The 14,007-nt window shown below is 37.0% G+C and carries 18 protein-coding genes and 1 riboswitch; of the genes, 1 reads left to right on the forward strand and 17 read right to left on the reverse strand.

Features of this window, described 5'->3' with window-relative positions:
* Positions 1-3: 3 nt before the first annotated feature.
* From ACFQV5_RS17850 to ACFQV5_RS17920, 15 genes are all read right to left on the reverse strand, one after another.
* A complete protein-coding gene (locus ACFQV5_RS17850; protein ID WP_379248731.1) occupies positions 4-459 on the reverse strand; it encodes a hypothetical protein in 456 nt (151 codons plus the stop codon).
* A 105-nt stretch (positions 460-564) separates the two neighbouring features.
* Entirely contained in the window at positions 565-1,179 is a 615-nt protein-coding gene (locus ACFQV5_RS17855; RefSeq protein ID WP_379248732.1) for a M24 family metallopeptidase, read from the reverse strand.
* A 177-nt stretch (positions 1,180-1,356) separates the two neighbouring features.
* Entirely contained in the window at positions 1,357-1,839 is a 483-nt protein-coding gene (locus ACFQV5_RS17860; protein ID WP_379248733.1) for a GNAT family N-acetyltransferase, read from the reverse strand.
* Positions 1,840-2,106: 267 nt separating this feature from the next.
* On the reverse strand, positions 2,107-2,565 hold the full coding sequence (locus ACFQV5_RS17865; RefSeq protein WP_379248734.1) for an NUDIX domain-containing protein: 459 nt from the start codon (positions 2,563-2,565) through the stop codon (positions 2,107-2,109).
* 318 nt (positions 2,566-2,883) lie between these two features.
* On the reverse strand, positions 2,884-5,088 hold the full coding sequence (locus ACFQV5_RS17870) for an S-layer homology domain-containing protein (RefSeq protein WP_379248735.1): 2,205 nt from the start codon (positions 5,086-5,088) through the stop codon (positions 2,884-2,886).
* A 358-nt stretch (positions 5,089-5,446) separates the two neighbouring features.
* The gene (locus tag ACFQV5_RS17875) at positions 5,447-5,941 is read right to left on the reverse strand and encodes a DUF6756 family protein (protein WP_379248736.1); all 495 of its coding nucleotides are present in this window, start codon (positions 5,939-5,941) and stop codon (positions 5,447-5,449) included.
* Positions 5,942-5,977: 36 nt separating this feature from the next.
* A complete protein-coding gene (locus tag ACFQV5_RS17880; RefSeq protein WP_379248737.1) occupies positions 5,978-6,277 on the reverse strand; it encodes an NUDIX domain-containing protein in 300 nt (99 codons plus the stop codon).
* Positions 6,278-6,294: 17 nt separating this feature from the next.
* Complete coding sequence (locus tag ACFQV5_RS17885; protein ID WP_379249419.1) at positions 6,295-6,822, reverse strand: GNAT family N-acetyltransferase; 528 nt, start codon at positions 6,820-6,822, stop codon at positions 6,295-6,297.
* Between the two features lie 61 nt (positions 6,823-6,883).
* Entirely contained in the window at positions 6,884-7,192 is a 309-nt protein-coding gene (locus ACFQV5_RS17890; protein ID WP_379248738.1) for a hypothetical protein, read from the reverse strand.
* A 418-nt stretch (positions 7,193-7,610) separates the two neighbouring features.
* On the reverse strand, positions 7,611-8,207 hold the full coding sequence (locus tag ACFQV5_RS17895) for a DJ-1/PfpI family protein (RefSeq protein ID WP_379248739.1): 597 nt from the start codon (positions 8,205-8,207) through the stop codon (positions 7,611-7,613).
* A 39-nt stretch (positions 8,208-8,246) separates the two neighbouring features.
* Positions 8,247-8,326: riboswitch (ZMP/ZTP riboswitch) on the reverse strand.
* Between the two features lie 225 nt (positions 8,327-8,551).
* Positions 8,552-9,124, reverse strand: a complete 573-nt coding sequence (locus ACFQV5_RS17900; protein ID WP_379248740.1) for a histidine phosphatase family protein — start codon at positions 9,122-9,124, stop codon at positions 8,552-8,554.
* Between the two features lie 206 nt (positions 9,125-9,330).
* Positions 9,331-9,921 (reverse strand): histidine phosphatase family protein, encoded by a 591-nt coding sequence (locus ACFQV5_RS17905; RefSeq protein ID WP_379248741.1) that lies wholly within the window; start codon positions 9,919-9,921, stop codon positions 9,331-9,333.
* 210 nt (positions 9,922-10,131) lie between these two features.
* Positions 10,132-10,818, reverse strand: a complete 687-nt coding sequence (locus ACFQV5_RS17910; RefSeq protein WP_379248742.1) for a phosphotransferase family protein — start codon at positions 10,816-10,818, stop codon at positions 10,132-10,134.
* Positions 10,763-11,131, reverse strand: coding sequence for a protein kinase family protein (locus tag ACFQV5_RS17915; protein ID WP_379248743.1), 369 nt, complete (start codon positions 11,129-11,131; stop codon positions 10,763-10,765). The genes ACFQV5_RS17910 and ACFQV5_RS17915 overlap by 56 nt, the downstream gene beginning before the upstream one ends.
* Positions 11,132-11,359: 228 nt before the next feature.
* Positions 11,360-11,881, reverse strand: a complete 522-nt coding sequence (locus ACFQV5_RS17920; protein ID WP_379248744.1) for a GNAT family N-acetyltransferase — start codon at positions 11,879-11,881, stop codon at positions 11,360-11,362.
* A gap of 436 nt (positions 11,882-12,317) precedes the next feature.
* Between ACFQV5_RS17920 and ACFQV5_RS17925 the strand changes: the two genes are divergently transcribed.
* Entirely contained in the window at positions 12,318-12,368 is a 51-nt protein-coding gene (locus ACFQV5_RS17925; protein WP_229716897.1) for a putative holin-like toxin, read from the forward strand.
* A gap of 399 nt (positions 12,369-12,767) precedes the next feature.
* Here ACFQV5_RS17925 and ACFQV5_RS17930 read toward each other — a convergent pair whose 3' ends face one another.
* Together ACFQV5_RS17930 and ACFQV5_RS17935 are read right to left on the reverse strand one after the other, a co-directional pair.
* The gene (locus ACFQV5_RS17930; protein WP_379249422.1) at positions 12,768-13,193 is read right to left on the reverse strand and encodes a GTP pyrophosphokinase; all 426 of its coding nucleotides are present in this window, start codon (positions 13,191-13,193) and stop codon (positions 12,768-12,770) included.
* Positions 13,194-13,276: 83 nt separating this feature from the next.
* Positions 13,277-13,726 (reverse strand): hypothetical protein, encoded by a 450-nt coding sequence (locus ACFQV5_RS17935; protein WP_379248745.1) that lies wholly within the window; start codon positions 13,724-13,726, stop codon positions 13,277-13,279.
* Between the last annotated feature and the right edge of the window lie 281 nt (positions 13,727-14,007).

Consider the following 14,007-nt stretch of genomic DNA (forward strand, 5'->3'; position numbering starts at 1 on the left):
CGATTAGCTTTCAAGTAAAGGTATTGTCACCTCTATTAATTCATTTTGATTATCTAAATGCCTTAACATTGTTTCTACATCTTCTGTTCTAATTGTCTTCATTATTATTAGATGTTTCATATTTATTCCAGGTAAATCCAGTAATTCATTATCAAAATATTCGACTATTTTTTGTGGTGTTGTGATTACACACCATCTCTTAGAGTCATCATCAAAAGTTATAGTCACTTCTACGAATTCATTCTTATCGATATCATGATCAAATTGCCAGGTCTTCATAATTAATATTGGTTCTTCGATAGAAGCAAAATGATGCTTGGAAATCCAAACTCTTCTTCCATGATTCCCTACAATTCGGTATTTTCTCTCATCTTCATCGAGTACTTCGTATACTCTCCCTCGGGTTAAAGCATGTTCATATACACCGACATCCGTACATTTAATTCTTTGAAATCCCATAAAATCACTTCCAATAGTAAGTCATCTGCCAGACCGAGGGGCTTGCCCCTGACTTGTGAACAAGGTAATAAATAAAATTATTGCCTTCTGAAAGTTGCAACAATATTATTTTTGTATTACATTTTCAAATTTAGCTCCATAAATTCCTCTACCTATATGCGGCTCTATTGCCCATGTCTTCCCTTCCAATCTCATTTCTTTATTATCTGGACATAAATATATTCGTTTATTTTGATTGTTATAATTTTCAATTGAATGACCTATATTTCCATTCGGATCTAAAAGATTATAATCCAACTTTTCAATCAAACCATTACAAAAATTAAATAACTCTCCTATCGTTCGACATTCTTTTGCGTAATCAAATGTACAATCAAAAATATACTTTGCATCTCTTGATAACTGCTTCATTTCTTCATTGTTTCCAATTACTATGGTTTCAGAGTAATCTCCCCAAAAACCATTCAATTTAGGACTAAAATCAATTAAGACGATGTCATTATCTTTCAATATCACATCTGATGATGGAAGATGATTTCCTCTCGTACAATAGATTGTGTTCGGACCAAAATTCACAAGCATTGGATACCAGAAATCCTCTGCTCCTAGGGAATACATGATATCTTCACAAATATCAGAAAAATGTTTCTCAGATATTCCAGGGTTCAAGAATTTTCTGGATTCTTGACAAGCAAGTAAAGCGAGTTTCTGAGCATCCATCTCTTTGATCTCCTATCAGTGTAATAATTTGACCTAACTTTTGTGCATTCACAAAATGACTTAGCGTTAGATAGCTCTTATCTTAGGCTAGCTCATTCATTGTTGTTCTTCCATCATCATACATTGTGATAACCAATCGGCGTAAGTATAGACACGTAAATATTATGTTATCAGTGATTAACGTCTTCTTTGAAAGTGTTTTTCATAATAGACAATTGATATCTTGTCGTTTATTTCTTGTATCTTTCCAGTCTTCTTGTATCCTAATTTTTCATAAAGGTAACAGTTGCTTTCTTCCTGTAAAATAGTATTAAGTTCCCACATTCTTGCATCCTGATGCTTTTCCTCAATCAACGCAAATACTTGTTGAGCAATTCCTCTCCCTTGATAATCAGGCAAAATAAAAATAGGACTGACTCGATAAACGAAATTATCTTTCCTTACTATTCTGATTGCACCTACATACACTTCTTTATATCTGATGAGATAATAATCAGTAAACGGTTGATTCATTCTACTAATAATCCTATCAACCGTTTCATTTGCTGGACTTGTTTCATAGTCTTGATATTTCTCTAACAAAGGCATAAACGCTTTGATTTGCATTTCATGAATGAATGATGCTTGATTCAAGCCTGACTTTTTTAAACTAATCTCCACATGTAAATCCTCCCCATAATCTTTCGATGATGCTATTGGCGCATTTGTGTTTTCTTGAACTCGAACTTCAGGGATTGCACATAACGTTCGCGCATCTATGACACGCCCCGACTTTAGATAGCTTTTATCTTAGGCCGGGGCATATGTTGTCTAATTATTCTTCTATGTATCTGCTTCTGATAACCAAAGGTGAACGCTAGATCTTATCCTTCTATTTTATATAGTTGTTTTAGAGCATTAAATAATAACTATACTTTTAGATTAGTTTTATAACCTTGTCAGCAAATTATATGTTGGATTTACCTCCCATGTTTCAGACGGAACAAAACATTTAGCTTTCATCGCATCAAGGGTACGAGATTTTTGTTGCGGGCGGGTTATATATTCGTCAATATTAGATTCATTTAAATCAATAAATTTTGCTTCTTTAATTTCTTCTTGTTGGATTTCTATTTCACCACTGACATACTCTGCTTTAAAAACCACCGAAATCACATGTTTGGTTGCATTAAAATAAACACCAGTTATTCCTACTGGACGGATTACAATGCCTGTTTCCTCTAGAAATTCTCTGCAAACCGCCTTGTCTAAAGGTTCCCCTAATTCAACATCTCCTCCTGGCATTTCCCATGTATCTGATCGCCAATGGGTTCGAACCAATAATACCTCATCTTTTTCATTCATCATCAACGCTGAAACCGAAATAATATGTTTTGGATTTTCCATGCAATATCCCCCCCACATAATAGTTAATGATATGCGCTGGTTTTCTATGCCGTCTAGTGTCTACGAAAACCGAGAGCCTTAAGAAAGTAACGCGACCGGGTCCTTTCATTAGGTTCGATATGCCCCCAATTCCTGCTTGTCATTATAATATAGAAATGTGGTAGACATTAATCAAGTGTTCATTGCCGCATTTCCTAATGTCCAAGCAGCTTTAGGTAATCCTAAATATAAAACCTTCCATTAAAGTGCATTTTCAAAAAGAAAAGGCGAGGAAAGCAAATCGCTCCCTCGCCCTTGAAATTCTATTGTCATTATTAATTAGTTTGCTGTGTTACGAGTTAAAATAGACGCTGTTTGAGCTCGTGTGATATTCGTGTCTGGCTTGAAGGTACCATCCGGATAACCTTTCACAATCCCTTGCTTAGCAGCCCATGCTGTAGCATCAGCATAGTACTTCGTGCTGGACACGTCTGGGAAACCAGAATCCTCCGTGATTTTCGGTGAACCGGCCATGCGGTAAAGAACAGAAACCATCATTCCACGAGTCATATTCTCATCAGGTCGGAATGTACCGTCCTTGTATCCTACCACAATTCCCTCTTCAGCAGCCCAAGCTATAGCCTTAGCGTAGTACTTTTCACTGGACACGTCGGAGAATACAGTGTCTCCTGTAACATCTGGCGAACCAGCCATGCGATACAAGATGGTCGCCATCATTCCGCGAGTCAGGTTCTTATTAGTACCAAAAGTAGTACTCGACATACCTTTCATCCAACCGTTAGTAACTACATTCGTGATATCGTCAGTATACCATGCATCTGCAGCTACATCAGTAAACATAGAGCTAGCTTTAAAATCAGCAACACCAGAGAAAGCATTGACTTTATCCGTCATGTAAAATACGGTGGACGCCTGACCTGTAGAGCTCTCGTCGTTTGTTCCTGGCATTTCGCCATCAGGTGGCAGTGCAGGTCGTTGACTATCATCAGGTATTTCAGGTCTTTCACCATCAGGCATTTCACCATCAGGTAGTTCAGGTCTTTCACCATCAGGCATTTCGCCATCAGGTAGCTCAGGTCTTTGACTATCGTCAGGTATTTCAGGTCTTTCACCGCCTGGACCTCCCATACCCACATTGGTACCAGTGTACTGCTGCATAGTCGCCTCTTTAGAGAAGCCCGTTACCGTTGAAACGTCGTACAGACCGTCTACTTCTTCACCTGAAACATCCCCGCCTACATAAATGTTGTACGACTGACCTACCTGAAATTCAGGACTACTGATAACAGCACCCCGGTAACCACGGTAGTTTTCACCTGAGGACTCGTCCTTTTCAGGATCATAAGCAAATACTACTTTCCCATCTAAGTCAGTAACAATAATCGCTTCATCTGCGTTTTGAGAAGAAGCAAACTGAAGGTTCATTGTCACTTGCTCAGAGTCACTTTCAGCCCAGTCCATAGTGGAACCAGTCGCTACTACATAACCACCATTAATATAGCTACCACTGTCGGAATCTAGGCCAGAGTCTGATTGAGGCTTAGCTAGAGAGATAACCACACCACCGTTAATGACTAGATATCCGTTTGAATCGATTCCGTCACCTTCAGATCCCAATCCTGCTACCACATGTAGACTTCCGCCGTTGATCGTAGTAACAGAGACACCATCTTCATTCGTATTAATACCATCATCCTGAGACTGAATATTGATCTTACCGCCATTGATGGTTAGATGCATTTCTGTATCCATACCTTCGTTGTCAGCTACTAAGTTCAATACGCCAGTGCCCAGTTTTTCACCATTCACATTCATTGACTGAACGGAGTAGAATGCACCGTCATACTTATACTTTTTCTTTTTCTGATCATTGTCTTTGTAAATACGAGCTACATGAGAACCGCTAATATTGTTAACAGAGCCGTCAGCCAAAATTACATTGGCACCCGCATCCGTTGTATCCTGAGTGGCAGAAGCTGTGTATTCTTCTGTATCTCCGTTATCGTAAGCAGTCCAAGCTTCATCAGCCTCATATACATTGTAAAAAATTACAGCTGGAGCAATGGTGCAGTTGATATCTGCATTATCGAGAATCAAGTTTACAACAGCCGTAGGGTCTGTCCGGCGATCTTTGCCGAGGTCAACCGAAATCTGACCATATGACAGCTTACCAGAAACTCTGTAAGTGCCCTCTTTAGTAATCGTTACAGAAGTATGTAGCGCAGCTTCCTCTTCGGTATGCTTCTCATCTTCTGTTCCCTCCCCGTAGGGATTTCCACTTTCATACGTATCCTGGTCATGGTAATAAATAATCTCCCCACCGACGTAAACTGGTGCTTCCGGATCCTTGGATGCAGCCTCACCGTCTACAGTGATACCATCGTCGCTGAGGACAATATCAACAACATCAGCTTCATCTACAGTTGTTTCTGCAGCACTTGCAGGACTCACCCATAGGACCGCCAACATAACCATTGTTAGTGTTAGCGACAACATACGCCGCCAACGAAAACAATTTCCCATAGCAAAGTCTCCTTTTCTCCGCAGTCAGTAAAAAACGACTACATATTATGTGTACTTCGACAGCACTAAAGGTCTGCCGTAAGTGATATAAGTAACTTAGCAGATAAACATTAAATAGTTCTTAATTAAAACTGAATAAAAAATGAGTGTTTTTGATATTCATAACACTTCATCTAACTTTTAAAGCTTATCTATGTACAGAAAAAAGAGTTTTGACAACAAAAAAACAGTGTTAGCCGATGTATGATACATCTTACAACACTGTTTTTAATCATGATCACCAAGAGCAACCAATATTCCGTTCTTAAATCTATCAGAGCTCATGCATTTGTGTTCTGCTTATTCCTCGAAATCACATTCAAGTAATTACTATCATTTGACTATGATCTTCAACGAATGCCTTCATTCTATCTATAATCAATTCTCCTGAGACACATATTCCATTATGATTCTCATTAAAAAGCCATTTATATTTCTTAGATACTAAATAATAATCTCTAAGATGATATAGCTCTGGAATTACTTGATTAAAAATCACACTACTTTCCCCTTCATAGATCCACATCTTGTCATGAAGGTCCTCAGCAATGAACCAAATAGTTTCGTCCTGATCAAAATACTCAAAAAACTTATAAGTTGCATTAACTAAACCAAAACTAAAATTGGGTTCTTTGAGTCTATTGAATCCCAAGTGTAAGCCCTGGGTATAATGAGTTTTAATTAAAAAAGCATCTTCAATATTATTCAAAATACTTCTCCATTGATTCTTACTAACTTCACAAAATCTGTATTTCGGAATGTTGTGTTTCTTACATACTTCTTCTATTTCAAAGCGAACAGATAAATTATTCATCTCTGAAACTCCGTTCATTAATTTTTGTTGTAAAGCTTACGCGACCGCTCCTAAAGGACTTAGCCTCACAGGGTTGGTCGTATGATGAGGATGACTTCTTTTGATAATAATTTTAGAGTCTCTTATACTATCAGATAATCGATCACTTTCAATTCCAGTTTCTTCATATATTTCTCTTATACAAGCAAGTTCGGGATTGTTCATCTCATCAGGTTCGATATGTCCCCCAATTCCTGTCCATAATCCTGGGGCAAGCTTCCTATTTGCAGATCGTTTCATCATCAAAATTTTGTCATTATAATATAGAAATGCGGTAGACATTAATCGAGTGTTCATTCTCATCTCCTAAGGCACTATTCTGTATATTCATTCTCTAAAATGGAAAATAAATATGAATCATGAAATTTCCCTTTAGCCCATATATGTTCTCTTAAATGGCCTTCTTTTTTCATTCCAATTTTACTTAAAACCTTTGCAGATCCAATATTACCTGGACGACATGTTGCATAAACTCTATGTACTTTGAATTTTTCAAATGCTAACTTTAACATTGCTTTTGATACTTCACTTGCATATCCATTTTTCCAGTAATCTGGATTAAAGCAATAACCGATTTCTGCATTTAACTCTTTAATATAAAATCCACATCCACCTATTAATTGATTCGTATCTTTCAATATTACTGCAAGTTCAAAATCGGTTCGGTCAATTGTTTGTTGTTTTTCAATTTGTTCATTGACGTATGCTTTAGTTTCATCTTCATTGTTTGGTCCCCAAATCGTATATTCTGTTACTTTAGGATTAGACGCATATATATGTACATCTGTCCAATCCTTCATTATGAGGTCTCTAATTATTAATCTCGAGGTTTCTATGTGCATCATAAATCCTCCTTAGTAAGTGCTCCGATTTCATATAACGGAAATCCAACATTCTTCTCAGCTAATTCCAAGGCCAGATATCAAAAACCTCATTTACAATCCCTCCAACCACTATATTAGGAAAACCAAACATTATGAACTTGTATTTTAATCGATTCTTCTCCTGGTAATCTGCTCCGTTATGATTGTTTCTAAACTCGTTATAGTTATACAACCACTTTAATCCGATTTGAATATATAGGGCTATTGCTAGACTAATCATCCCTAGTGACATATTAAAGAAAACTAATATTTCATACATTTGTGTTATCCAAACTATAATTAATGATATAAATACGAGTAACAATCCTGATAAAAACCATTTACGCATTTTAACAATCATCCTTTCTTTGTTAATCAACGCTTTCTCAATTAACTGACTTTAACTTCATTCCACATTCCCATTGTGGTTGGCATAGGTACTTTTCGATTCTATGCTGATTTCCTATAACGTTTCTTGTATCTACGAGCCAAGGCTATTATGCATGTATATGTTGTTATATGAATTATTGTGTGTTTGCTTTATGTTGATAATCTATATCACTTATGCATGGTTTTATTACTTTCACTACTTTCCGCATATCCGAATCACTTGAACTCTCCAGATATTAATTTCTCTAAATCTAGTTCAAATAATCCCTCAAAATTTTCTGAACAATCCCCATACGCATATTGTAGTTAATAAAGACCAAGTGCGCTAACACTTGGTCCATACAATTGGCTTGGATAGGTATTCCCTTCTTGGTCAGTTACTGATTCCATATATACTCTAATCTTGATGCTGTTTCTATTGCTCTCTCTACTCCTAATAGTCTTGATACAACATAGAGAGAAGCATCAATTCCAGCAGTAACACCAGCCGACATCACTATCTTACCATTGTCTATATACCTGATGTCATCTATTATTTCACAATCCTTAGGTGCCACTTGTGCTAATAAATCCATTGCCCTTCTATTCGTTGTTACCTTTAGTCCACTTAACAGATTTGCCTTTGCTAACAATAGCGCACCCGTACAAATGGATAATACAAGTTCTGTATCTTTAGAAATACTATTGATCCATGATGTTAAAACCTCATTATTCATTTCTGTTCTAGATCCTATGCCTCCAGGGATAACCAAAATATCAGGTTGAGGACAATCGTTAAAATTATATTTAGGGGAAACTGCAAACGAACTAATCGTATTTATTAACCCAGCTTTCTCACTCACAGTATAAGTATTAAAATCCTTTCCCCAATTGCTCGCGGTAGCAAATACATCGAATGCTCCACAAAAATCTAAACCATCTACATGCTCATACAATAATACCGCTACATTCCTTGTTCTATTCACCCAGACCATCTCCTAAAATAAAATAAGTACTTGATCTCATAAGACCAAATACTTTGCCCAGGCGAACGGCATATGAAGTATGTGCTCCACCGTAGTTATCTACGTTCTCGCCAGTTACACATACCATATTCTTGAAGTTAATTATATCTTACAATTTAGAGATATCAATATATCGAACATGAAATTGTTTTTAATGGCCCTTTGCGATCATTTCTTATAACGTTACCGTGTTCACGACGTCCCCCACCTTAAGGCTGCGTAGCAAATCGCCACGATGCAGTTAGGTGGTGCCGATATGTCCCGGCATATACTTCCTCGACTTTACTCCAGGGAACGCGGCGGCTTGTTCGATTTTATGTAATGTCACATTCCTTCCACATTCTGATTACTTCTTTTAATTCTAGATCTTCAAATTGCATTTTATAGATATCCGGTTTCTTTAATTGATCTAAGAACTCCAAGCCATAATTAGTATCAAAATGATTCATCATCAAAGTCATTACAAGACCGTGTGTTCCAAGAACAATTTTCTTCCCTTGGTGTTCTTTTAATATGGTTTTGAGCACTCCGATTGACCTATTCTGGCAATCTGCGTTAGATTCACCACCTGGTAGTGCATACTCAGGGTTGTAGAAGTTATTTCTAATATTAGACATTAGATCAATAATATAATCTGAAGCAAATTGACGTTCCCTAAGATCTTCAAAAGTTTCTATCTCTAAGTTTAAGTGTTGAGCCAATCCCTCAACACTCAGTACGGCTCGAGAATATGGACTTGAAATAATTATGTCTATTCCTTCATCAATAAGTAACTTCGTTACTTTTTCAACATCCAACTTACCCTTTGCGGTAAGTCCTCTTGTTCTCTCATTCCCTTCATCGTATGGTGATTCAGCATGCCTAACCATATAGATTGTGGTTATCATACAGACCTCCTTAAGTCGCTATCATATGTACTTTACTGTGATTTCACATAACGTCGCTTAAGGCGCTTAGCGCCGGGTCGAAAACTTAGCCTCGCAGGGTTGTGAGCTGAATCCTCCACTGCACTCCCATCTTGCGGATCAAGGGCGAAGGTCGAAGCGTAGATGTGTTGTTATAAGACGAGAATCTTCGATTCTCACAGATGAATTTACTCCCACATTCTCGTCACTTCAATTAAATCTCGATCTTTAAATCTTAATTTGTATATATCAGGTATTGTAGTCGATTCCCAAAAGCTATACCCATATTGTTTATCAAAGTAATTCAATATCAATGTCATGATATCACCGTGTGTTCCAACTACAATCTTCTTTCCTTGATGAATTTCAATGATCCTATCAATGACGGTAATTGCACGCAATTGCGCCTCTTTACTAGACTCTCCTCCTGGGAAAGAATAATCAATATCTTCAAATACGCGATGCTTTGCTTCCTTAAACGTAACTGAGGTAAATTCACCAATGATTCTTTCACGTAAGTCTTCTTCTATAGTTATCTCTTTATGTTGATCATTTGATGTTGGTCGGATCGTTTCGATTGATCTCATGTAAGGACTTGAGACAAAAATCTCTATGTGTACCGATTTAAAAATTTCTAGTATCGTTTGTGAATCTCCTTTTCCTTTTTCTGATAATCCTCTGGTTCTTTCTTTACCTTCTACATATCCAGACTCTGCGTGTCTAACAAAATACAATTTGGTTTCCACTACTTCTATCTCACCACTTTCTTTAATCAACATTGCAATGGTTTCAGCTAACGTCTTTATATTCACGACCCTCACTAGCTTAAGGCGCGAATGCGACGGATCGCCAGACTTAGCCAGTGTAATGTTGTCCGGCTGTATTCGCTTTCTGAAATCCCCCCTGCCGGACCGAGGGCGTTTGCCCGATGCATGAATATAATCTTATAAGATGTCAGCACCTTCTTCGAAAAGAATTCATACTAAGCTTTATAAGATCTCAAATTCCGTATATTTTTCAGCCCACTCCGAAAAGGACATCGTGTCATCCCAAGTTACCTCGCCAATTGCCTTGGCACATCCCCAATCCAACACTCTTTGATGAAGCATATGAATTTTAATTCTTGCATTGAAGGCTTCTTTGTCTTCACAACGATTGAAATACTCTCTGATAAATAGCTTGGCATGTTCTTCTTCATCTTCATCTATATACATGATAACTATTCTTGGTAGGTCAGCTATGCCATCGCCAAAATACCCAGTTGTAAAATCAAAGATTCCACCTAACATCCAGTCCTCGGTTGATCGTTGAACCAGCACATTATCTGCTTTAAAGTCGCCCATTACAAATGTGGGTGAATTTAGAGCATTAAACGATTCTTCACACATTAAAAATAATTTCTCTACCCATTCAATATCTTTGGGAGTAATTACGGAATACTTCTTCGCATCTTCCAACCAATATCTTATCCGATCGTAAAGCCAAGTTTTATAGGTGCCATTAAACGGTCTAATACATTGATTCTTTGGATCAAACTCACCAAAATCCTCAACTTTCCATTGATGCAACTCACATAAAGTGTTTGCTAGCAGTTTAACAATTTGTTTTTCTTCTTCTTTGCTAATCTTGTTTTTGAGGTCTTGATCGGAGATGTGCTCTCCAGGAAGTCGAGGCATAACAGCATTTCCAACCAAAAATATCATTGCGTTCATCTACTATGTATGGGACAGAAACAGGTAGGCTTGTTAGTTTGTTTAAGCTTTCCACATAAAATTTCTCTTCAAGAAATTGTCCCTCATATAAGGGATTACCTTTAAGCACATATTCTCCTAAATCAGAACTGACAAAGATAGTTTGCTTGCCAACACCATTGGAAGTTTCTTGAAACCCCATGAGGTTCCCTAAATTAAAGCGATCTAGCACTTCCTGTAGTTGTTGATTCGTTATTGCTCCAATTCGATTTGCAGAGAAAAATATCTCTGTAGTCATTTGCTATCTCCTTACTATCAGAATTTAATTTAGGTTTTTTCTGATTCCCTATAACGTTTGGTATTCACGAAGCGCCCCAGCCTTAGATAGCTCTTATCTTAGGCTGGGGCGTTTGTCGTCTGATCTTCTTCCATTATTATACATATGACATCCAAGGGGCGATAGCCTTGTATCGTTAATACGTTGTTATACGTATCACCCTCTTCTTCGAATACTCTAAAAAATATCTTAAATCTCTATCCAAAATCTATTTATAATGTTTCCGTCTTTTTCTATATAGTCTTTATCTTGAATTCCACCATTTTTAATTATTGTTCTCTTTGAAGCTATATTATCAGAGTCACAAACCACAAGGACTTTATTAATTCCTAAATCTTTTGTCTTTACTAATGCTAACGCTAATAATTCGGTTGCATAGCCTTTCTTTCTCTTAGAGGGACGTATTCCGTATCCAATATGGCCACCACAATTCAACAACTTCTCAGTTAGTTGATGTCTAATGTTTACAGCCCCAACTATTTCATTACTCTCTGTAACTAACCAATAAGTAGAATCTCTGACCCAACCCTCAGGTAGATTGATTCCCTCTTCATTATTAATTAAAAATTCAATCATTCCTTCGAAATTCTGAGGATCTTTAGTTATTACCCATGGCACCATATCTTCATTACTTTCCTTCCATTCCTGATAGAAGGATAGATATTCATCTTTTAATTTTATTGTAGGTTTTACTAAATTCAAATTGTTCAAATTCGTCACCTCGAATATCCTGATTTAGAATTTTCCTTTATAATATTTTTGAAATTTTGGGTATTGTGCATAACGTTTCAGTGTTCGCGACGTCGATCCCCCTTAGATATCTCTTATCATAGGCAGGCTCGTGTGTTGTCAGAGTTAACGTCTGTAAGCTGCGTCTTACAACCAAGGGGCGAATGCCCCGAAGCATAGATGCATTGTTAAGTGATGTTGCTGCCTTCTCTGTATTTCATACTTACATAAGTTTTATAGATTTATATTGTTTCTTGTCCTTAATGTATTCTAGTTATTATAGTATTTTAATGGTATTTTGTTCTATCTTATATTTTATAATATTCTACTACAATATACGGCTATAAGGGCGGTCGGCTAATCTCCCAGAAGGGAGGTGATGCCCACGGAGGTCAAAGATGCACTTTCCTTAACGTTCATGTTCGGCATGTTCATTCTGGCATTGCTCACCTACATGAAAAAGAAATAGACCGCCCTCGCTAAGGTGACGGTCTATTTCCGACCCATTTTACGTGGCCGACTGCTCTTTATGCAGTTATTGTATTTGGAGCCGTGTTACCCGCACGGCTCCTTACTTATTCTTACCTCAGTATAACTCATTTTATAACGCTTTTATAGGTTTTGTTGATTATTTTTATCTATATAAGGTCTTCATTGTTGTCTGAAGTAATTTCACATAACGTTGTTGTGTTCACGGACCTGAGAGGCTTAAGGCGCACCGCGCCGGGTCGAAGACTTAGCCTCGCAAGGTTATTCTCCTGTACTACTTCTAGCTTTATAACCTCGGGGGAATCAAGGGGGCTTGGCCCCCGCAGCGTGAAACTATGTTATGCATAGTACCCTCTTCTCGAAATACTTACATTAGGTCTTAATCTATTAATAGATATTTAAGAGATTCTTTATATTTTTCAATTCTTTCATAGTCTTTTTGATTAGGTTTTTCAATTCTTGACAAATTTATATTTTCTTTAATATCAGCTATTTTTACATTTCTTGATATTGGATTGCTCTTTGCCCTTTCAATAAATTCGATATAGCTTTCCCCTTCTACTTTTGTAACATTTTTTAGAACGTTTATAAGATTATCTTCAAGTCCACTTTGTTTAAGCATTTCAAATGTTATACTCGAATCTTCAACTACATCGTGCAAAACAGCGACTATCTTTTCTTCAATTGAATTCACACGATTCATTACCGCCAATGGATGCAAAATATATGCGTTCCCACCCTTATCCTTTTGTCCTTTATGGGCTTCAAGAGCTATTAATATTGCCATTTCAATATCCAATACCATCAACCTCTTCTTGCGAACCAAGGGCCGAACGGCCCCCAGCGTAGATACTTTGTTAGGAGAAGGTAATACCTTCTTTGAGATACTTAAACTTCATCTTTAATTGTTTGTATAGTCATAGGGTTTCCAATAATTCTTATTCCTTTATTAATATCTCTAATTTGCCATGATTCTTCGTCACACGGATCTGATACAAATGTTCTAATAATAATTCCTTCGTCCATCTCTATATGTAAGTCATTTGTTATAGGTTCTATAGTCAGTTTATTTATTGCTTTCCCATATAGTTGTTTAAAATATCCTACTATTTTTTCGTGTTCTGTTTCATCTTCTGTTTGAGCTGCTCTTGATCCTGTAATCACTTCAATACTATTTCTATAATGCCATGTCGGTTCTAACCAGATACTATATCCTTTTTTAAGATTCCCTGGTTCACAATCACAATATATTATCAGGGAATTTCCAGTTAATCGAACAAATCGAACCGTTCGATTCAGCATAGTGTTAAATAGCTTTTGAATCTCCTCTGACATCATCGATTCTCCTTCTATAATCAATACTGCATTACTTTCTCCTAACGTTCCCGCATCTATGACTCGATCCGGCCTTAGATAGCTCTCATCTTAGGCCGGGTCGTGTGTTGTTAGAGTTAACGTCTATGAGTTGCGTCTTACAACCAAGGGGCGAATGCCCCGCAGCATAGATGCATTGTTAAGTGATGTTACTGCCTTCTCTGTGTTTACTTTCTCATATACAGTTTTGTTTCCTATATATTCTAGATTATAGTTGTTTATAGTATTTTAATGGTATTTCATCA

Source organism: Paenibacillus sp. GCM10028914 (assembly GCF_042666275.1).
GTDB lineage: Bacteria > Bacillota > Bacilli > Paenibacillales > Paenibacillaceae > Paenibacillus_AQ.

Bases quoted from the DNA above. Each gene is read 5' to 3' on its own strand.
- ACFQV5_RS17850 (WP_379248731.1), bottom strand. From the start codon at position 459: ATGGGATTTCAAAGAATTAAATGTACGGATGTCGGTGTATATGAACAT.
- ACFQV5_RS17855 (WP_379248732.1), bottom strand. From the start codon at position 1,179: ATGGATGCTCAGAAACTCGCTTTACTTGCTTGTCAAGAATCCAGAAAA.
- ACFQV5_RS17865 (WP_379248734.1), bottom strand. From the start codon at position 2,565: ATGGAAAATCCAAAACATATTATTTCGGTTTCAGCGTTGATGATGAAT.
- ACFQV5_RS17870 (WP_379248735.1), bottom strand. From the start codon at position 5,088: ATGGGAAATTGTTTTCGTTGGCGGCGTATGTTGTCGCTAACACTAACA.
- ACFQV5_RS17875 (WP_379248736.1), bottom strand. From the start codon at position 5,941: ATGAATAATTTATCTGTTCGCTTTGAAATAGAAGAAGTATGTAAGAAA.
- ACFQV5_RS17880 (WP_379248737.1), bottom strand. From the start codon at position 6,277: ATGAACACTCGATTAATGTCTACCGCATTTCTATATTATAATGACAAA.
- ACFQV5_RS17885 (WP_379249419.1), bottom strand. From the start codon at position 6,822: ATGCACATAGAAACCTCGAGATTAATAATTAGAGACCTCATAATGAAG.
- ACFQV5_RS17890 (WP_379248738.1), bottom strand. From the start codon at position 7,192: ATGCGTAAATGGTTTTTATCAGGATTGTTACTCGTATTTATATCATTA.
- ACFQV5_RS17895 (WP_379248739.1), bottom strand. From the start codon at position 8,207: ATGGTCTGGGTGAATAGAACAAGGAATGTAGCGGTATTATTGTATGAG.
- ACFQV5_RS17900 (WP_379248740.1), bottom strand. From the start codon at position 9,124: ATGATAACCACAATCTATATGGTTAGGCATGCTGAATCACCATACGAT.
- ACFQV5_RS17905 (WP_379248741.1), bottom strand. From the start codon at position 9,921: ATGTTGATTAAAGAAAGTGGTGAGATAGAAGTAGTGGAAACCAAATTG.
- ACFQV5_RS17910 (WP_379248742.1), bottom strand. From the start codon at position 10,818: ATGCCTCGACTTCCTGGAGAGCACATCTCCGATCAAGACCTCAAAAAC.
- ACFQV5_RS17915 (WP_379248743.1), bottom strand. From the start codon at position 11,131: ATGACTACAGAGATATTTTTCTCTGCAAATCGAATTGGAGCAATAACG.
- ACFQV5_RS17930 (WP_379249422.1), bottom strand. From the start codon at position 13,193: ATGGTATTGGATATTGAAATGGCAATATTAATAGCTCTTGAAGCCCAT.
- ACFQV5_RS17935 (WP_379248745.1), bottom strand. From the start codon at position 13,726: ATGATGTCAGAGGAGATTCAAAAGCTATTTAACACTATGCTGAATCGA.